Below are 18,970 nucleotides of genomic sequence, written 5' to 3' on the forward strand. Positions count from 1 at the left end.
GTAGCGTGATCGAGAGAGAGGATTCCACCATGGAATACGCGCTGTTGTACGCAGAGGGCGCGGACGCCCTGCCCTACGTCGCCGCCGACGACAACGTCGGCGAGTGGGTCGACGAGGTCGTCGCGCGCGGCGTCTCCGAGTTCGGCGAGCGACTGCGCCCCGAGCAGGATGCCACGACCGTGCGTGTGCGGGGCGGCGAGCTGCTCGTGAGCGACGGACCGTTCACCGAATCGAAGGAGTCGATCGGCGGGTTCGACGTCATCGACGCCCGCGACCTCGACGAGGCGATCGAGATCGCTTCGCGGCACCCGGTCGCGTCGTTCGGGCGCGTCGAGGTGCGTCCCTTCGTGCGATGGCCCGGCGCGGAGCCGGGCGCCCGTATCGTGCCCGCCGGTTTCGCAGAGCGGGAGCCGGCGGGCAGGCGGTACCTCCTGCTCGTGATCGTCGACCCCGCAGGTGAGCGTCCCGCGGGCGACGGCGACGCCGGTGACGACGACCCCGAGGCGTGGGTGACCGAGATGGACGGCCGCGGCGTGCGTCTCTTCGGCGAGGTGCTGCGCGGCCCCGAGGATGCCACCTTCGTGCGCCGGAGGGACGGCGAAGTGCTCGTCGCCGACGGGCCCTTCACCGAGGCGAAGGAGTGGATCGCGGGCTTCGACCTGCTCGAGGTGGCCGACCTCGCCGAGGCGATCGAGGTCGCGTCGAAGCATCCGATGGCCCGTGGCGGAACGCTCGAGCTGCGCCCGCTGTGGCCGTTCGACCCGCACGAGGACCACGTCGAACGGGTCGAGCGCGAGGCGGCCGAGGTCGCGGTGCGACTCGAGCCCCGGTCCGCCGAGGTCGTCGGAGCGGCCGCGGGGGCGGGGTCCTGACGCGGGCCGGCGGCGCGCACGGCACGCCCGACGCGGCTCCGCCCGAGGAGGGCGGGGCCGTTCCGGCCGACGTCGAGCGGGCGCTCCGCGATGCGTTCGACGGCGAGTGGGCACGGGTCGTCGCGACCCTCATCCGCGCGACCGGCGACTGGGACGTCGCGGAGGAGGCCGCGGCCGGGGCGTTCGAGCGGGCGACGGCGACCTGGCCGCGCGACGGGGTGCCGCGCACCCCCGGCGCATGGCTCACGACGACCGCACGCCGCATCGCGCTCGATCGGCTGCGTCGACGCGGCGTCGAGGCCGAGAAGGTGAGGGAGTGGCTGATGGATGCCCGTGCGGACGGAAGCCTCGACGGCCCCGCCGACCCGGGCGAGGTCGTCGCGCACGGCGAGGACCCGGCGTGGGACGACCGGCTCCGCCTCGTCTTCACGTGCGCGCACCCGGCGCTGCCGATGGAGGCGCGGGTCGCACTCACGCTGCGCACCGTCGGCGGGCTGGAGACCCGCGAGATCGCCAGGGCGTTCCTCGTTCCCGAGTCGACGATGGGCCAGCGCATCGCTCGCGCGAAGCGCAAGATCCGGAACGCCGGGATCCCCTACCGGGTGCCGCCGCCCGAGGCGCTGCCCGAACGGCTCGGCGGCGTGCTCGCTGTCGTCTACCTGATCGCGAACGAGGGCTACCTCGCGTCGTCGGGCGATCGGCTGCAGCGCCTCGACCTCACGGGCGAGGCGATCCGGCTGGCCCGGCTCGTCGTCTCGCTCATGCCCGACTCCGACGAGGCCGGCGCCCTGCTCGCCCTGCTCCTGCTCCAGCACGCGCGCGCCGCCGCGCGCGTGGACGCGGCGGGAGACCTCGTGCCCCTCGCCGAGCAGGACCGGTCCCGGTGGGACGCGGACGAGATCGACGAGGGGCTCGCCCTCCTCGACCGCACGAGCCCGGCAGCCGAAGCGGCGCGAACGCTCGCCGGGCCGTACCGCCTGCAGGCCGAGATCCAGGCGGTGCACGCCAGGGCGACGACCGCCGAGGCGACGGACTGGCCCGGGATCGTCGCCTGCTACGACGCGCTCGCGGCGCTCACCGACTCGCCGTTCGTGCGGCTCAACCGGGCCGTCGCCATCGGCGAGGCCGAGGGCGGCACCGCGGCGCTCGTCGCCCTCGCGGGCCTCGAGGCCGACGGGCGCCTCGCGGAGTACCACCTCCTGCCCGCGGCGCAGGCGGAGTTCCTGCGCCGCGCGGGCCGGCTCGCCGAGGCATCCGAGCGCTATCGGGCCGCCATCGCGCTCGCGCCGACGGCGCCCGAGGTGCGGTTCCTCGAGCGCCGCCTCGCGAACGTCGACGACCCTACTTCGACACCGTGAACGACTGGCTCGCGGTGCCTGCGAACCATCCCGAGACGGTCGCCCGCAGCGTGTAGGCGCCCTTCGGGACACCGACCGCGAAGCCGCACGAGACGTCGACGCTGCCGCCGGCGGCGCCCCTGGCGGGCTTCGGCGTGCCGAGGGCCGGGACGCACGTCGCGACGATCGATCCACCGGACTCGAGCACGATCCGCACGTCGTCGGGAGCCACGTGAGAGAGGTCGCCCCAACTGCGGTCGGCGGCCTCGGTGATCTTCGCCCGCACTGCGAACGCCGGCGCCGCACCCGTCGGCTTGGCGGCCTTCACCGACTTGGCCGCATCGATGACCACGACCGCCTGCTCGGGCACGACGGTGAGGCTCGCGGATGCCTCGGCGCAGGCCTCCTCGGCATCGCACGCCGTGACCGTCAACGGGTACTCGCCCGGCTCGGCGGTCGCGACACCCGAGATCGTGCCGCTCGCACCGGTGCTCGAGAAGGCGAGCCCGGCGGGCAACCCGTCGACCGCGAGGGTCACGCCGGTTCTGCCGTCCTCGGGGTCGAGGGCGGAGACGTCGAACGACGCCGCGTCGGAGTAGGTGGCGGCCATCGGCACGGTGCTGATGACGGGCGGCAGGTTCGGCGGGGTCAGCGTGATCGTGAAGGTCACCGGCTCGCTCGTCGCGTCGTTCGGCGCCTCAGCGGCGCCGTCATCGGCGAGCACGACCTCGAGGTCGGTCTCACCGGGCGCGACGGGCGTGTACGTCAACGTGCCGTCCGCGGAGACCGCCGGCTGGCCGTCGGGCGCGAACAACGAGGCGTCCTGCGGGGTCACCTGGAACTCGAGCGTCTGCCCGCTCTCGTTCGCCGGCCCGGCGCTGATGCCGGTCGCCCAGCCGGGCACGCTGCGCGCGACGCCGTCGGCCACCTGCTGCTGGTCGTCGCCGCCGGTGAAGGCCGGCGCGTCGTTCACGGGCCGGACGTCGAAGTCGATCGTGCCGGTCGCCGACCCGGAGGCGTCGCAGTCGGGTCCGGGCACGCCGCAGCCCGACGGTGCGCCCTGGTCGGACACCTCGTACGTGATCGAGTCCGGTCCGACGTAGTCGGCGTCGGGAATGTACTTCAGCTGCGAGCCGCTCCTCGAGAACTCGCCGTTCACCGGTTCGCCGCCCTCCATGACGACGAAGCCGAGGTCGGCGTCGGACGTCTCGGCGTCGCCGGCGAGCTCCGTGAGGTCGATGATGATCTCGCCGTCCTCGTCGAGTTCGCGCACCGCGTCCTCGGCGGTCGGCGCCGCGTTCACCCACGCGACCTCGGCGCTCGTCGTCTCGACGTCGGTGCCGCCGTCGCCGTCGTCGGCGGTCACGGTGATCTCGTAGCTGCCGCCCGAGGCGTACTCGTGCGTCGCGCCGAAGTAGCCGCAGACCGGCGGTGCCGTGAACGGCGACAGGCACCTGAGGTCGGGCTCGAGCGGCGGTGTCGGGCAGGTCGTGTCGTCGTCGATGCCGCAACCCGTCGGGATCACCGTCGGCTCCGTCTCGTCGCCCCAGTCGATCGTGACGGTGCCGGTGTCGGCGCCCGGATCGGTGACCTTGCCGCTCAGGCGCAACTCGTCGCCGGGGCTTCCCTCGAGCAGCGACACGTTGCCGACGCAGAGGACCACTCCGCCGGGGTCGCAGTGCGGCCCGATCGCGAGACTCGGCGGCGCGTTCGCGACGCGGGCGGACGTGTCCTTCCACACGCTGGCCGCGCCGTCGGAGACGATCATCGACACCGGGAACGCCGCCGCATCACCCGCCGCGTCATCGGCGTACCGGTGCGTGAACTCGAAGTAGAGCGGCCCGTCGAACTGCGGACAGTCGCCGATGCAGCCGGTGTTCCAGGTCGGCTCCACGGCGAAGGGGCACTCGTCGCCGTCGCACGGGTAGATCCCGGTCGTCGTCGATCCGTCGCCCCAGTCGATCGTGAAGGTCCCCGCATCGAATTCGGGGTCGCTGATCGAGCCGCGCAACTGCGCCGTCTCGCCCTCGATGAGGTCGCGGTCGTCGAGGTCGCCGATGCAGACGACGTTCGGCTGCGACGAGTCGCAGAAGGGCCGCAGCATGATCGCCGGTGCGTCGTTCAGCCCGATGACCCGGATCGAGACGGTACCGGTATCGCCGCCCGCCGAGTACTCAAAGGCGTCGTCGCCCGCGAAGTCCGCATCGGGCGTGTACCAGAACGCCCCGTCGGCACCGAGCAGCACGGTTCCGTGATCGGGTTGCGACACGAGGGTCGCCGCATCGGATGCAGCGGGCTCGTCGTCGTTCGCGAGCACGCCCGTCGCCCCAGGCACGACCAGCTGTTCGTCCTCGTGCCAGTCGTAGACGTCGTCGACCGCGTCGTCGGCGACGACCGTCACCGTCGCCCGCGCGTACCCGAGCCTGCCGCCGGCATCGCGCACCTCGTAGAGGAAGATCGCCTCGCCCGTGTAGTCGGCCTCGGGCGTGTACTTCACGACGCCGTCGCCGATCACGGCCCACTCGCCGTGCAGGTAGTTGTCCCAACCGACCGGCGCGCACAGGTGCGCGTTGCACGGATCCTTGGCGAGTGACGACCGTACGAGATCGCCGTCGCCGTCGTAGTCGTTCGCGGCGAGGTCGATCGTGATGGCCGTGTCCTCTTCGGTTGTGGCGGTGTCGTTGACCGGTTTCGGGGCGTCGGCGACCTCCGAGACGACGAAGTACGCGCTCACCGGGTTCGACGGGCCGTCGATCACGTTGTTCGCCACGTAGTAGGTGAAGTGGTCGATTCCGGTGAAGTCGGGGTCGGGCGTGTACGTCATCTGGGTGATGTAGTAGTTGAACGGCACGCCGGGGATGAACGGCGTCCAGCTGACGTCGAGGGTGCCGTGCGCGGTGCGGACTGGGGTCTGGTTCTGGAACAGGGCCCCGCTCACATAGGTGACGTACGCCGCATTCGCATCGTTCGCGCGGAGTTCGCCGCTCGTGACGGTGACCGACCCGTCTTCGACGACGTCGATCTTGTCGGGCGACCCCGCCGGCACATCGGGGGGCGGCGGATCGACCACGTGGATGGTCACCTTCGCATAGTGATCGGGCTCCGGCCCCAAGGACGGTTGCAGGCCCGTCGGCGTCTCGCCCCAGGCACGATACGCGAAGTAGTCGGTGCCGGTGAATCCGGGCGGCGGCGTGTAGATGAACGACCCGTTCGCGCTGACCGACGTGAGCGTGCCGCCCGCGGCGGTCTCCTTCGAGGCGAACGTCCCGACGGCCTGCGCGGTGAAGACCACCGGGAACCGGGACGCGATGAAGCCGACTTCGCTGTTGCGGTTGCCGAGCACGTCGTTGTCGAGCACGCCGCAGGTGAAGCCGCAGACGAACTTGCCGACCTCGAGCGGCGTATCCGTATACGCCGTGTAGCTGTCGTTCTGCGTTCGCATCTGGTCGACCGCCGGGATGCTCACCGTCGCCGGATTCGAGCACGGCGCGCCGACCGCGTCGCGCGCGTACACGTACTGGAAGCTGTCGGCGCCGAAGTAGCCGTCCTGCGGCACGTAGTCGAACGTGCCGTCCTCGTGAAGCGTGAAGGACTTCGCGTGGTCGGGCCCGCGCCAGAGCACGGCCCGAGTGCTGTAGTTCAGCACCGGCTCCTTCTCGTCGGTGAAGCCGACGTATCTCCAGTCGTTCTCGAGCACGCCGACTGCGGAGCCGTACACCCCGAGGGGGAGCGTGTTGTACAACGGCGGAGGCGAGAAGCGGACGGCGAGTTCGTCGCGGTCGTAGACGTCGTCGGTCGCGCCGACGTTGTTGTTGCCGAGCCACCCGTCGAAGGTGCCGTAGTAGCAGTCGACCGACGGGTTCGGCACATGAGTGGCCGCCGCGGGTGACGCCGACCCGACGATCATCACGGCACCGAGGGTTGCGGCGAGCGCCGTCACGACGGCGAGCGCGAGCGAGCGCGGGGAGCGAGGCATCGGAAGTCCCCCATCTCCGGTGCACGGTCGGGTCGTCCGCGGCGCCGGTCGCCGCCCACGTTATTCCCTCGGCCGCTCGACAGTCACCCCCAGTTGGGGTGGGCATCCACCGACCGGTGGATGCCGGAAATCGACCCGTTGGACGCTGCCGCCCGGGCGAGCCGCCTGCCACGCTGGAGCCATGACGACGAACGAGACGGCCGTGCGCGTGCGGGAGCTCCGCAAGCAGTACGGCCAGAAGACCGCGGTCGACGGGGTGAGCTTCGACATCAGCCCCGGTGAGACCTTCGCGCTGCTCGGGCCGAACGGCGCAGGCAAGTCGACCACCATCGAGATCCTCGAGGGGTATCGCAGCCGCACCGGCGGCGAGGTGAGCGTGCTCGGCATCGACCCGGCGAAGGGCGGCCTCGGCTGGAAGGCGCGGCTCGGCATCGTGCTGCAGACGACCGGCGAGACCGGTCTCGTCACCGTGGCCGAGCAGCTGAAGCACTTCGCCGGGTTCTACCCGAACCCCCGCGACGTCGACGAGGTCATCGCGGCCGTGGGGCTCGAGGCGCAGGCGAAGACGCGCATCGCGAAGCTCTCGGGCGGGCAGCAGCGGCGCGTCGACGTCGCGCTCGGCATCATCGGGCGCCCCGAGCTGCTCTTCCTCGACGAGCCGACGACGGGCTTCGACCCCGAGGCCAGGCGCCGCTTCTGGGAGGTCATCCGAGGGCTCAAGGCCGAGGGCACCACGATCCTGCTCACGACCCACTACCTCGACGAGGCCGCGCAGCTCGCCGACCGGGCCGGGGTCATCGCCGCGGGCCGGCTCGTCGACCTCGGCGGCATCGACGAGATCGGCGGCGCCGCCGCCCGCGTGCCGCTCGTGCGCTGGCGCGACGCGGGCGGCGTGCTCCACGAGGAGCGCACCCACGAGCCGGGCCGGGTCGTGGCCGCGGTCGTGGCATCCTCGGGCGGCGAGCCCGACGGCCTCGAGGTGATCCGTCCGAGCCTCGAGGACATCTACCTGCAACTCGTGCGCAGCGTCGAGGGCGCTGCCGAACCCGAGGAGGTGCTCGCATGAGCACGGTCGCCCTTGGCGCTTCGCGCATCGGCTACGAGACGAAGACGTACTTCCGCTCGATCGACACCCTGTTCTTCACGTTCCTCTTCCCGTTCGTGATGCTCGCGATCTTCTCCGCCGCGTTCAGCGCGCAGGGCGAGGTCGGCCCTCCCGGGGCCGAGATCTCGATCGCCGCGTACTACCTCCCGGGCATGATCGCCGCCGGCATCCTGCTGTCTGGCGTGCAGAACCTCGCGGTCGACATCGCCTTGGAGAAGAGCAACGGCACGCTCAAGCGCCTCGGCGGCACGCCGCTGTCGCCGGTCGGCTACTTCCTCGGCAAGATCGGCCAGGTCTTCGTGACCGGCACGCTGCAGGCGGCGCTGCTCATCCTCGCCGGATGGCTCGTGCTCGGCATCGAGCTGCCCACCGAACCTGAGAAGTGGTTCACCTTCGCCTGGGTGTTCGTGCTCGGCCTCGTGACCTGCGCCCTCGTCGGCATCGCCCTCTCGGCGGTGCCGCGCAGCGGCAAGAGCGCGACCGCCGTGGTGATCCCGATCGTGCTGCTGCTGCAGTTCATCTCGGGCGTGTACCTGCAGTGGAACATGCTGCCGAGTTGGCTGCAGGACATCGCGAGCCTCTTCCCCCTCAAGTGGATCGCGCAGGGCATGCGGTACGTGTTCCTGCCCGAGGGCTGGGAGGTGCTCGAGCAGAACGAGTCGTGGAACCTGACCGGCGTCGCGATCGCGCTCGGCATCTGGCTCGTGGTCGGGCTCGTGATCAGCCGGATCACGTTCCGCTGGATCCGGCGGGATGCGTGAACTCCCACTGCACGGGGCCCGCGAGCGATCGCGGTCCCCGCGCTCGCCCCGTGAGAGCATGACGGCATGCTGAACCGCCGCTGGTGGGATCTCGGGGCGCTCGCGGTCGCCGCGGTGACCGTGCTCTTCGGGCTCGCCGAACCGCCCTACGGCCCCGGCGACTGGGGCGCATGGGCGGTCGCCGGCGTGTTCCTGGTGCTCTACTTCGCCTACCTCCGCGGCGGCATCGGCGGCGAGGATGCGACGCGCCACGTCGTCATCACCATCGTGCTCGCGGTCGTCGTCGGCACGGGCGTCGCCTACGACCCGAGCGCGTCGATCCTGCAGGCCTTCGCCTACCCCTTCATCTGGATCACCGCCCCGTCGACCCGGCGCGCGATCATCGCGAACGTGGTGATCGCGCTCGCACTGCTCGCCGGGTATCTGGTGCACTTCGGCCTCGGCGCCTGGCTCGCGGGCCTCACCGTCGCCGGGCTCTCGCTCGGCTTCAGCATCGCCCTCGGCCTCTGGATCACCCACATCGCGTCGATCGGCGAGGAGCGGGCCCGGCTCTTCGACGAGCTGCAGGCCGCGCAGGGCCAGCTCGCGGCGATGCACCGCGAGGCCGGGGTCAATGAGGAGCGCGCGCGGCTCGCCCGCGAGATCCACGACACGATCGCGCAGAGCCTCACCGGCCTCGTGATGGTGGCCCAGCGCACCGAGAACCGGCTCGCGACCGTCGAGGGCGCGGCGGCGGTCGCCGCGCGTGGAGACGTCGAGCTCATCGAGCAGATGGCGCGCGAGGCGCTCACCGAGGCGCGCGGACTCGTCGCCTCGCTCATGCCGGTCTCGGCCGACGGCGGCCTCGCCGCCGCGCTCGGTCGGCTCGGCGCCGCCTTCGAACGCGAGACGGGGGTGCGGGTGGGCATCGAGGCGGATGCCACGGGGCTCGACCGCGAGCTCGAGGTGGTGCTGCTGCGGTGCGCCCAGGAGGGGCTCGCGAACGTGCGCAAGCACGCGCAGGCGAGCCGGGCGCAGATCGGGGTGACGGCGTACGTCGACCGGGTGGAGCTGACCGTGCGCGACGACGGCGTCGGCCCCGGCGCGCGGACCGGCGATCCGGCGGCGCCCGGCGGCTTCGGGCTGGCGGGCCTGCGCGACCGCGCGGCGCTCGTCGGCGGGGCGTTCGAGTTCGGTGCGGCCGAGGGCGGCGGTTCGCTGCTGCGGGTGACCGTGCCGCGGAAGGAGCAGGGATGAATCCGATCCGCGTCGTCGTGGCCGACGACCATCCGATCGTGCGGGCGGGCATCGTCGGGCTGCTCGGCACGGCCGCCGGCATCGAGGTCGTCGGGGAGGCGTCGAACGGGGCGGAGGCGGTGGAGCTGGCGCGCGCGGAGCATCCCGACCTCGTGCTCATGGACCTGCGCATGCCCGGCGTCGACGGCGCCTCGGCGACCGCCGAGATCGTCGCTGGGGTGCCGGGCACCCGGGTGCTCGTGCTGACCACCTACGAGTCCGACGAGCACATCCTGTCGGCGATCGAGGCGGGCGCCGGCGGGTACCTCCTGAAGGCGGCGCCGCAGGAGGAGATCCTCGCGGGGATCCGCGCGGTGGCGGGCGGCGAGACCGTGCTCGCGCCGTCGATCGCGGCGAAGCTCGTCGCCCGCGTGCGCGCGGGTGCCGCGGAGACCGCGGATGCCGCGCCCTCGCTGTCGCCGCGCGAGCTCGAGGTGCTGCGCCTGGTCGCTTCGGGCCGCTCGAACCCCGAGATCGCGCGCGAGCTGTTCATCGGCGAGGCGACGGTGAAGACGCACCTGCTGCACGCCTTCGAGAAGCTCGAGGTGAACGACCGCACCCGCGCCGTGACCCGGGCGATGGAGCTCGGGCTCCTCTAGATTTTGCACTCCGAATGAAATAGTGCAAAATTGCACTCCATGGGCGAGAGTGCAACGAAAACAGACGGCGTGCGCGCGCAACGCCGCGAGCGCACGCGCCGCGAACTCACTCGGCAGGCGCGCCTGCTCACCATGGAGCACGGCCTCAACGGATTCACCGTCGAAGAGCTCTGCGAACGCGTCGGGGTCTCCCGCCGCACCTTCTTCAACTACTTCCACGCGAAGGACGACGCGGTCATCGGCCACCGCGACGACACCCTCGACGAACAGGCCCTCACCGAGTTCGTGAACGCGCGCCCGAGCGGGGCGACCGGCATCTCGTCGACGCTCATGCCCGACCTCGTCGCCCTCGCTGTCGCGAGCATCCCCTTCGACGACGAACACCTCGACGACGAGCCCAACCCCGAGATGCTCGTCGAACGCGAGCCGCAGCTGCTGCCGAAGTTCATGCGCGAGGGCGCCGAGCTCGAGCGCAGGATGACCGGCGTCATCGAATTCCGCGAAGGGCTCGAGGCGGGCGACCCGCGCGCGGCCATGGCGGTGCAGCTCATCGGCACGCTCGTGCGCGCATCGGCCGCCCGCTACTTCGCCCCCGGCAGCACCACCCACTTCGGCGCACTGCTCGTCGACTCGCTCGACGCGGCACGCGCCCTCTTCTCCCCCACCCCCGAAGGAACCGAATGACCACCGCACCGCCCGCCCCGGCCGCGCCGCTGCTCCTCACGAAGCGGCGCATCTGGATCATCTTCTCGGCGCTCATCGCCGGCATGCTGCTCTCGAGCCTCGACCAGACCATCGTCTCGACCGCGATGCCGACGATCGTCGGCGAGCTCGGCGGCGTCGAGCACCAGGCGTGGATCACCACGGCCTACCTCCTCGCCACCACCATCGTCATGCCGATCTACGGCAAGTTCGGCGACGTGCTCGGGCGGCGCAACCTCTTCCTCATCGCGATCGCGCTGTTCACCGTGGCCTCGATCGGCGCCGCGTTCGCCCCGACCTTCTGGGCCTTCGTCGCGTTCCGTGCGATGCAGGGCCTCGGCGGCGGCGGGCTCATGATCCTCTCGCAGGCGATCATCGCCGACATCGTCCCGGCCTCCGAGCGCGGCAAGTACATGGGCCCGCTCGGCGCCATCTTCGGCCTCTCGGCCGTGGCCGGCCCCCTGCTCGGCGGCTACTTCGTCGACCACCTCACCTGGCAGTGGGCGTTCTACATCAACATCCCGATCGGCATCGCCGCGTTCGCGATCGCGTGGTTCACGCTGACCCTGCCGAGCAAGAAGGCGACGCACCGCATCGACGTGCTCGGCGTCATGCTGCTCTCGGCCGCGACGGTCTGCCTCATCTTCTTCACCGACTTCGGCGGCAGCGCCGAGCACGGCTGGGACGCGATCGAGACCTGGGCGTGGGGCGTCGGCCTCCTCGCCGCCGCGTGCGTGTTCGTCTGGGTCGAGGCACGCGCGGAGGACCCGATCATCCCGCTGTCGCTCTTCAAGAACCCCGTCTTCATCAACGCCACCGCGATCGGATTCACGCTCGGCATCGGCATGTTCTCGGCCATCGCGTTCGTGCCGACCTTCCTGCAGATGTCGTCGGGCACCTCGGCGACGGCGTCGGGCCTGCTGATGCTGCCGATGATGGCCGGCATGATGGGCACCTCGATCTGGTCGGGCATCGCGATCTCGAAGTCGGGCCGCTACCGCGCCTATCCGATCGCGGGAACGCTCGTGACGGCGGCGGCCATGCTCGCCATGACGACGCTCTCGGCCGACACCCCCATCTGGCTGATCTGCGTGTACCTGTTCGTGTTCGGCGCGGGCCTCGGCCTCATCATGCAGGTCGTGGTGCTCGTGGTGCAGAACGCCGTGCCGGCCACCCAGGTGGGCACCGCGACCAGCACGAACAACTACTTCCGCGAGGTCGGCGCCTCGCTCGGCGTCGCGATCTTCGGCGCGATGTTCACGACGCGCCTCTCCGAGAACCTCACGAAGATCTTCACGGACGCCGGGGCCAGCGCCTCGCAGGCCGGCGACGCCATGTCGACCCTCGACCCCCAGGCGCTCTCGGAGCTGCCCGATCCCATGCGCGACGCGATCGTGACGGCGTACGCCGACTCGCTCGCGCCCGTGTTCTGGTACCTCATCCCGTTCATCCTCGCGGCGTTCGTGCTCGCGTTGTTCCTCAAGCAGATCCCGCTCTCCGACGAGGCCGGCATGGTCGCCCGCGGCGAGGCGGTCGCCGGCGACGAGGCGGATGCCGCGGAGCGGGCGCTGCGCGAGGGCGGCGGCACCGTGGTGACCGGGCCCGCCGAGGACGGGGAGACCGTCTCGTCGGCGACGGGGTCGACGCCCGCTCAGGGCTGACGGGCGTGCATCCGGTCGGGTGCATGCGGATTCGCCTACGCTTGACGTGGCGTCCGCATGCACCGCTGGAACGACGGGCCGAGCCAGTCGTCGGCGCATGCCGATGACCTCGAGAGGCTCGCATGACCCCGTTCGAAGACCGCCCCTGGCTCGCGCACTACGCCGAGGGCGTGCCGCACACCATCGAGGAGCCGTCGCAGACCCTCGTCGACATGATCGACGACGCGGTCGGCCGGTTCCGCCGCCGCACCGCGCTCGAGTTCTTCGGGGCGGAGACGAGCTACGGCGAGCTCGGCGAGCAGATCGCCCGCGCCGCCGAGGGGTTGCGCCGCCTCGGCGTCGAGGCGGGCGACCGCGTGGCGATCGTGCTGCCGAACTGCCCGCAGCACGTCGTCGCGTTCTACGCGGTGCTGCGGCTCGGCGCGATCGTCGTCGAGCACAACCCGCTCTACACGCCGCCCGAGCTGCGGCACCAGTTCGAGGACCATGGGGCGAAGGTCGCGATCGTCTGGAACTCGGTGGCCGACACGGTCGCGGAGTTCCCCGGCGACATCCGGCCGGCCCACATCGTCGCAATCGACCTGACGCGCGCCTTCCCGCTCGGCAAGCGCCTGGCGCTCCGGCTGCCGATCCCGCGGGCGCGCCGCTCGCGAGCGGCGCTCACGACGACGCCGACCGCGCGCGGCCTCGTCGCGTGGGAGCGGCTCACCTCGCGGCGCGCGCTCTCGAAGCGGCACCCGCGCCCCGCGATCGACGACACCGCGGTGCTGCAGTACACGAGCGGCACCACCGGCAGACCCAAGGGCGCGGTGCTGAGCCATCGCAACCTGCGGGCGAACGCGATGCAGGGCCGCGCCTGGGTGCCGGGCCTCGCCGAGGGCGAGGAGGTCTTCTTCGGGGTGCTGCCACTGTTCCACGCCTACGGCATGACCCTCTGCCTCACCTTCGCCATGAGCATCGGTGCGCGGCTCGTGCTGTTCCCGACGTTCGACTCGAAGCTCGTGCTCGACGCCGCACGGCATTCACCGCCGACGTTCCTGCCGGCGGTGCCGCCGATCTACGACCGCCTCGTGCGGGACGCCGTGAAGCAGCCGCGCGCGCTCCGCAGCATCCGATTCGCCATCTCGGGCGCCATGAGCCTGCCGATCGCGACCGTCGACCTGTGGGAGAACGCGACCGGCGGGCTGCTCGTCGAAGGCTACGGCATGACCGAGTCCTCGCCGATCACGCTCGGCAACCCGATGGGCCCGACCCGTCGGCCGGGCACGGTCGGCGTGCCGTTCCCGAGCACCGAGATCCGCGTCGTCGACCCCGACGACCCCGAGGTCGACCTCCCGCAGGGCGAGGCCGGCGAGCTGCTGGTGCGCGGGCCGCAGGTGTTCCAGGGCTACTGGCGGCGCCCCGCCGAGACCGCTGAGACACTGCTGCCGGGCGGCTGGCTGCGCACCGGCGACATCGTGCGCGTCTCGGGCGACGGCTTCGTCACGATCGTCGATCGCCGCAAGGAGCTCATCATCACGGGCGGATTCAACGTCTCGCCGTCGGAGGTCGAGGTGGCGCTGCTCGCGCATCCCGACGTGCGCGGGGCGGCCGTCGTGGGTCTTCCCGGTCGCTCGGGCGGTGAGGTCGTCGCGGCCGGCGTCGAGCTCCGCGAGGGCGCGGTCTTCGACGAGACGGCGCTGCGCGACTTCTGCCGGGCGAGCCTCACGCCCTACAAGGTGCCGAAGCGCATCGAGCCCTTCGACGAGCTGCCGCGGTCGCTCATCGGCAAGGTGCTGCGCCGCGAGGTGCGCGATGCGCTCCTCGACCGTGTCGGGTAGTCGGGGTCAGAGCGGGGTCGAGCAAGCCCGAGCGCGTTCGAGCGCCGGTCGATCGAACAGTTCGAGGCGAGTCGCCGACTCGACCCGGACGAACTCGCGCAGCAGCCCGCGGGCGATCCGAGCGAGCTCGTCGGCCTCACCGCCGCCGCGTCCGAGGTCGGTCGTGACGAGCAGCTCGAGGGGCGCATCGGGGTCGGACTCGTCGCGGCGCATCACCCGCACCTCGGTCGCATCGCGCTTGGCGAACGCCCGCAGCAGTGCACGGCGCCGCAGAGCGAGCCGATCGAGCACTGGCAACTCGTCGAACGTCACGCGTCCCGGTGCTCGCACGACCGCACCGTGCGTTTCGGTGAAGTCGGCGAGGGCATCGGCGACGACCGCCTTCTTCGTCGTGCCGAGCAGGTACGCGAGATCGGTCAGCGCGCGGTGCGTGTCGGCGTCGACCCTGATCGAGACGTCGGGCATGTCGTCATTCCTCTCGGAGCCATCGGCGACGCATCGCTGCGCAGCCGGGGACCTTCCGTCCGCAGGACCGGTGGTGGTGCAGCGTTGCGGCGCGATCTTCCGAGGAGATACTGCCCCGGCCGGGTCGCGGCGCGCGTGGCCGAGTCGACGGCGGCGACGAGGAGAGGAGATCGCAACCTGGGGAGGAGCGGTGCGCGACGACTCGACGGGCACGGGATGCCTCAGAGCAGGCGCCGCGCGTTCGCCCACGCCGTCAGCTCGTGACGGCTCGAGAGCTGCAGCTTGCGCAGCACCGCCGAGACGTGCGTCTCGACCGTCTTCGTCGAGATGAAGAGCTCGGCGGCGACCTCCTTATAGGCGTAGCCGCGGGCGATCAGCCGCATGACCTCCTGCTCGCGAGCAGAGAGCCGGTCGAGCTCGTCGCTCGCCTGCGCCGTCTCGCCGACCGCGGCGCCGAAGGCGTCGAGCACGAATCCGGCGAGCTTCGGCGAGAACACCGCATCGCCGCCCGCGACGGCGTGCACCGCTCGGCTGACATCGGCGCCCGAGGAACCCTTCGTGATGTACCCGCGGGCCCCGGCGCGGATCACGCCGACGACGTCCTCGGCCTTGTCCGAGACCGAGAGCGCGAGGAACTTCGTGCCCGGTACGGCGTTCGCCGCACGCCGGATCACCTCTGCCCCGCCGCTCGTGCCCGCGGGCACGGCGACCCCGGGAAGGTGCACGTCGAGCAGGACGACGTCGGGCGCGGCATCCGTCACCCGCGCGACCGCCGACTCGACGTCGTGCGCCTCACCGACGACCTCGATCGTGTCGTCGAGGTCGGCCTTCAGGCCCGACCGGAAGATCGAGTGGTCGTCGACCACGACGACCCGCACGCGTTCAGCCACGGCCCGCCTCCCCGTTCACGCGCTCGGCCGGGAAGCGCAGGCGCACCTCGGTGCCGACCCCGCCCGCGCCCGGCGCGACGGAGCCCGAGCCGCCGGCCCGGCGCATCCGCCCGATGATCGACTCGCGCACGCCGAGCCGGTCGCCCGGCACCTCGGCGAGGCTGAACCCCGGCCCGCGATCGCGCACGAACACCTCGACCGCCTCGTGACTCGACTCCACGTACACCGACACCTCTCCCCCGGCGTGGCGCGCCGCGTTCAACATCGCCTCGCGGGCCGCCGCCGCGAGTTCGCCGCTCGCCCGCTCGCGGATCTCGCCCACCACGACGACGTCGACCGTCACCGCGTGGTCGATCTCGAGCGCCGCCCCGAAGTCGCGGAGGTCGGTGCCGAGATCGCTGTCGGCCGGGGTGTCGCCCGCGAAGAGCCAGTCGCGGAGCTCCCGCTCCTGCGCGCGGGCGATGCGGGCGACCTCGCTCGTCGCCCCGGCTCGGTTCTGGATGAGCGCGAGCGTCTGCAGCACCGAGTCGTGCAGGTGCGCGGCGATCTCGCTGCGCTGCTCCTCGCGGATGCGCTTCGTGCGTTCGTCGCTCAGCTCGCGCCACTGTGCGAGCAGGGTCGGCAGGTAGACGAGGCCGATGCCGACGAGCGCGGCGAACGCGGCGACGAAGGTCGGCACCGGGTACCACGACGCGGTCGGCCCGAGCACGAGGGCGAGCGCCGTCACGGCGAGCAGCAGGGTCGCGACGGTGCGGATCGCGAGTTCGGCCCGCGGCCCGCGCTCGGGGTCGGGGCGGTCGACGAGCGTCGCCCACGCCCCGGCGCCGACGGCCAGCGCGACCCCGGCGGCGACGAGGCCGAGCCAGGCGATGAGGCCCTCGCCGCCCGATTCGACGACGCGCCCCGGGGTCGCCCACGCGACGATGAGGCACACCGTCGAGGCGACGATCAGGATCCACGCGACCGGCGCACTCCGGGTGGGCTTCTCCTCGCCCTCCTGCCACGGGGTGAGCGTCCACAGCCACAGGTAGAGCAGCAGGCCGGCGCCGCTCACGAGGCTCGTCACGACGAAGGCCGCGCGCACGATCCAGACCGGCCAGCCGAGGTGGTCGGCGAGCCCGGCCGCGGTGCCCGTCGCGAGGCAGGCGCGCGGGCGCGACATCCTCGGCGGCGCCTCGGCGGTCGCCGACGCGGCCCTCTCCGGCACCGTGCGCTGCTCCATGACTGCAATCCAAGCAGACGGCCGGGCCACGACCACGGGTGGGGGCGCCGTCCTCAGGGTCGAATCAGGGATCCACCCCATGGCGGGCGACCCGCCGCGGCTGCCAGCATCGAAGCATGGAGACGAACCAGACCGCCCCAGGGGCCGGCCCAGCGCCGGAGGATGTGCAGGGGGACTCCACGTCCGCCGGCCAGCAGGCCGACGGGGCGGCCGGTTCGTCTCCGAACCCGATGAGCGGCCCGGATGCCACGGGCCCCGGCTTCTACGCCTGGCTCCGCCGGCTCGGGGTGCCGCGGCGGGCCGGCTGGCTCGGCGGCGTCTGCGCCGGCGTCGGCGCCCGACTCGGCATCGACCCGATCATCGTGCGCGGCATCGTCGTCGTGCTCGCGGTGCTCGGGGCCCCGTTCGTGCTCGTGTACGCGATCGCCTGGATGCTGCTGCCCGACGTCGAGGGCGAGATCCACCTCGAGCGGCTCACCCGCGGCATCGTCGACCCCGCGGTCGTCGGCATCGCGGTGATGGGCGTCATCGGCTTCATCCCCCTCGTGCAGGGCGGATGGCTCGGCTGGCGCTGGTGGCCCGACTGGCAGGTGTCCGACCCGATCTTCGGGTTCAACCTCACGTGGCCGCTGCGCGTCATCTGGGCGCTGCTCGTCGTCGGTGCAATCGTCTGGTTCGTCGTCTGGCTCGCTCGTCGGGCCTCCGCAGGCTCCCCGGTCGGCGGTGCGGCGCGAATGGCTTCCGCGCCGGGCGCCGCCGACTCGGGGCTCAGCGCGACCGGTGCCGCGCACCAGGGCGCACCGGCCGCAGGCCCCGCATCGGGTCCGGCCGTCGCCGCCTTCGCGGCCGGCTCGGTCTCGGCCGGGGCATCCGCCGCCGCCATGCCGCCCGCGGGCGCCGAACCGCCGGTGCCCGCCGAAGGCGCCGACGCGGCCGCGATCGCCGACTGGCGAGCCCAGCACGAGGCGTGGCGCCTCTCGCACGCCGAGTGGAAGGCCGGTCAGGCCGAAGCCGACCGCGCCGCCCGCGAACAGGCCGCCGAGGAGGCACGGGCGCGCTCCCTCGAGTTCCAGGCCCAGGCGGCGGCCGCCCGCGCCGCCCGCAGGGCGAGCCGCCCCCGTGCGAGCGCGGCCTACGTGTTCACCCTGCTCGGCATCGCCGTCGTGATCGGCGCCATCACGGCGATCTGGGCCTACGGCGCCCCGGAGACCTCGGCGTTCAGCGCCGCGATCGCACTCGCCGCCGCGACCCTCGTGCTCTCGCTCGGCATGGTCGTCGCCGCACTCCGGCGCCGTCGCAGCGGCATCCTCGCGACGATCACGGCGGCGAGCCTCGTGGCGATGCTCGTGAGCACCGCGGTGTCGGCCTTCGCCCCGTACGGCACGCTCATCGGCCCTACCCAGTCGATCTCGCTCGGCTACCCGCAGCAGCTCCTGCAGCCCGTCGGCGACGCATATGTCTCAACCGGCTCGTACGACGGCTACCCGAACGATGCGCAGGTGATCACCCTGACCCAGGGCACGGGCGATACCTACATCTCGGTCGACCCGAACACGTCGATCGTGCTCGACGCGACCGAGGCGGGGGCCATCACGTACACCGTCTGGGGCGCCGACGGCACTCCGTCGCAGCGGCAGTTCGGCGACGTCGACGACCGCGTCCTGGTGCTCGGCGATGTGGCGGCCGACGACACCGAGGGCGCCTCGGCCGACGCGCGCCTCGTCCTCCGCCAGAACTCCGGCTCGGTCTTCATCGATGTCAACGAATGAACGGAGCGAACATGCCCGAACCCACGCCCGACGAGCGCCGCGACGACGCCGAGCGGCTCGCCGAGACGACCCGTCTCGACGCCACCGCCCGTCTCGACGACGACACCGAGACGCCGGCCTTCGACCGGGTGCTCGCCGACGAAACCCCCCTCACACCCGCGCCCTCGCCCGCGCCCGGCTTCCCGGCCGCCGCGACCGCCACCGCGCCGATCGGCGAGGCCGCGGCGACGAGCACGCCGCTCCCCCGGCCGACCATCCGCTGGGGCGCCCTCGTCTGGGCGCTCCTGTTCGGCACGATCGCCGGGTTCACGCTCTGGACGCTCGTCGACCTGCAGCACCGCGACGAGGTGCTCTTCTGGATCGCCGCCGTGCCGATGCAGCTCGTGCCGCTCTACCTGCTCGCAGCGGCCGGCGTCGTCGTCGCGCTCTTCGGCGTCGTCGGGCTCATCCGCCGGGGCGAGCGCCAGCGCCGCGCCGCACGAGGCTGACTCGCCGCGGCGTCTGCCCGGCTCGAGC

Annotated in this window: 15 protein-coding genes; 11 read left to right on the forward strand and 4 right to left on the reverse strand. The window is 72.2% G+C overall.

Annotation, left to right across the window (positions count from 1 at the left end):
• Positions 1-29 precede the first annotated feature (29 nt).
• Complete coding sequence (locus GQQ93_RS18215) at positions 30-872, forward strand: YciI family protein (RefSeq protein WP_343032751.1); 843 nt, start codon at positions 30-32, stop codon at positions 870-872.
• Positions 869-2,230, forward strand: coding sequence for a DUF6596 domain-containing protein (locus tag GQQ93_RS15790; RefSeq protein ID WP_157425277.1), 1,362 nt, complete (start codon positions 869-871; stop codon positions 2,228-2,230). Before GQQ93_RS18215 ends, GQQ93_RS15790 begins: the two co-directional genes overlap by 4 nt.
• Here the strand turns inward: GQQ93_RS15790 and GQQ93_RS15795 are convergent.
• Entirely contained in the window at positions 2,214-6,185 is a 3,972-nt protein-coding gene (locus tag GQQ93_RS15795; protein WP_157425190.1) for an Ig-like domain-containing protein, read from the reverse strand. The two genes, GQQ93_RS15790 and GQQ93_RS15795, sit on opposite strands and share 17 nt — an antisense overlap.
• Before the next feature lie 181 nt (positions 6,186-6,366).
• Between GQQ93_RS15795 and GQQ93_RS15800 the strand changes: the two genes are divergently transcribed.
• The 7 genes from GQQ93_RS15800 to GQQ93_RS15830 all read left to right on the forward strand — a co-directional run bounded on the left by GQQ93_RS15800 (position 6,367) and on the right by GQQ93_RS15830 (position 14,108).
• On the forward strand, positions 6,367-7,251 hold the full coding sequence (locus GQQ93_RS15800; protein WP_157425191.1) for an ABC transporter ATP-binding protein: 885 nt from the start codon (positions 6,367-6,369) through the stop codon (positions 7,249-7,251).
• Positions 7,248-8,051, forward strand: a complete 804-nt coding sequence (locus tag GQQ93_RS15805) for an ABC transporter permease (protein WP_157425192.1) — start codon at positions 7,248-7,250, stop codon at positions 8,049-8,051. The genes GQQ93_RS15800 and GQQ93_RS15805 overlap by 4 nt, the downstream gene beginning before the upstream one ends.
• Positions 8,052-8,117: 66 nt before the next feature.
• Entirely contained in the window at positions 8,118-9,287 is a 1,170-nt protein-coding gene (locus tag GQQ93_RS15810) for a sensor histidine kinase (protein WP_157425193.1), read from the forward strand.
• Positions 9,284-9,925, forward strand: a complete 642-nt coding sequence (locus GQQ93_RS15815) for a response regulator (protein WP_157425194.1) — start codon at positions 9,284-9,286, stop codon at positions 9,923-9,925. Before GQQ93_RS15810 ends, GQQ93_RS15815 begins: the two co-directional genes overlap by 4 nt.
• 39 nt (positions 9,926-9,964) lie before the next feature.
• Positions 9,965-10,609 (forward strand): TetR/AcrR family transcriptional regulator, encoded by a 645-nt coding sequence (locus tag GQQ93_RS15820; RefSeq protein ID WP_157425195.1) that lies wholly within the window; start codon positions 9,965-9,967, stop codon positions 10,607-10,609.
• Complete coding sequence (locus GQQ93_RS15825; protein ID WP_157425196.1) at positions 10,606-12,288, forward strand: MDR family MFS transporter; 1,683 nt, start codon at positions 10,606-10,608, stop codon at positions 12,286-12,288. Before GQQ93_RS15820 ends, GQQ93_RS15825 begins: the two co-directional genes overlap by 4 nt.
• Before the next feature lie 122 nt (positions 12,289-12,410).
• Positions 12,411-14,108, forward strand: a complete 1,698-nt coding sequence (locus GQQ93_RS15830) for a long-chain-fatty-acid--CoA ligase (protein WP_157425197.1) — start codon at positions 12,411-12,413, stop codon at positions 14,106-14,108.
• Positions 14,109-14,114: 6 nt separating this feature from the next.
• Here the strand turns inward: GQQ93_RS15830 and GQQ93_RS15835 are convergent, their stop codons facing one another.
• The 3 genes from GQQ93_RS15835 to GQQ93_RS15845 form a co-directional block, all read right to left on the reverse strand.
• The gene (locus GQQ93_RS15835) at positions 14,115-14,573 is read right to left on the reverse strand and encodes a hypothetical protein (protein WP_157425198.1); all 459 of its coding nucleotides are present in this window, start codon (positions 14,571-14,573) and stop codon (positions 14,115-14,117) included.
• A gap of 221 nt (positions 14,574-14,794) precedes the next feature.
• Positions 14,795-15,463, reverse strand: coding sequence for a LuxR C-terminal-related transcriptional regulator (locus GQQ93_RS15840; protein WP_157425199.1), 669 nt, complete (start codon positions 15,461-15,463; stop codon positions 14,795-14,797).
• The gene (locus tag GQQ93_RS15845; RefSeq protein ID WP_157425200.1) at positions 15,456-16,685 is read right to left on the reverse strand and encodes an ATP-binding protein; all 1,230 of its coding nucleotides are present in this window, start codon (positions 16,683-16,685) and stop codon (positions 15,456-15,458) included. The genes GQQ93_RS15840 and GQQ93_RS15845 overlap by 8 nt, the downstream gene beginning before the upstream one ends.
• A 116-nt stretch (positions 16,686-16,801) precedes the next feature.
• On the opposite strand from GQQ93_RS15845, the gene GQQ93_RS15850 reads away from it, so the two are divergent.
• Positions 16,802-18,454: a PspC domain-containing protein gene (locus tag GQQ93_RS15850; RefSeq protein ID WP_157425201.1), complete on the forward strand. Its 1,653-nt coding sequence runs from the start codon at positions 16,802-16,804 to the stop codon at positions 18,452-18,454.
• A gap of 11 nt (positions 18,455-18,465) precedes the next feature.
• Positions 18,466-18,942, forward strand: coding sequence for a hypothetical protein (locus tag GQQ93_RS15855; protein WP_157425202.1), 477 nt, complete (start codon positions 18,466-18,468; stop codon positions 18,940-18,942).
• Positions 18,943-18,970 lie beyond the last annotated feature (28 nt).

Source organism: Agromyces lapidis (assembly GCF_009749405.1).
Lineage (GTDB): Bacteria > Actinomycetota > Actinomycetes > Actinomycetales > Microbacteriaceae > Agromyces > Agromyces lapidis.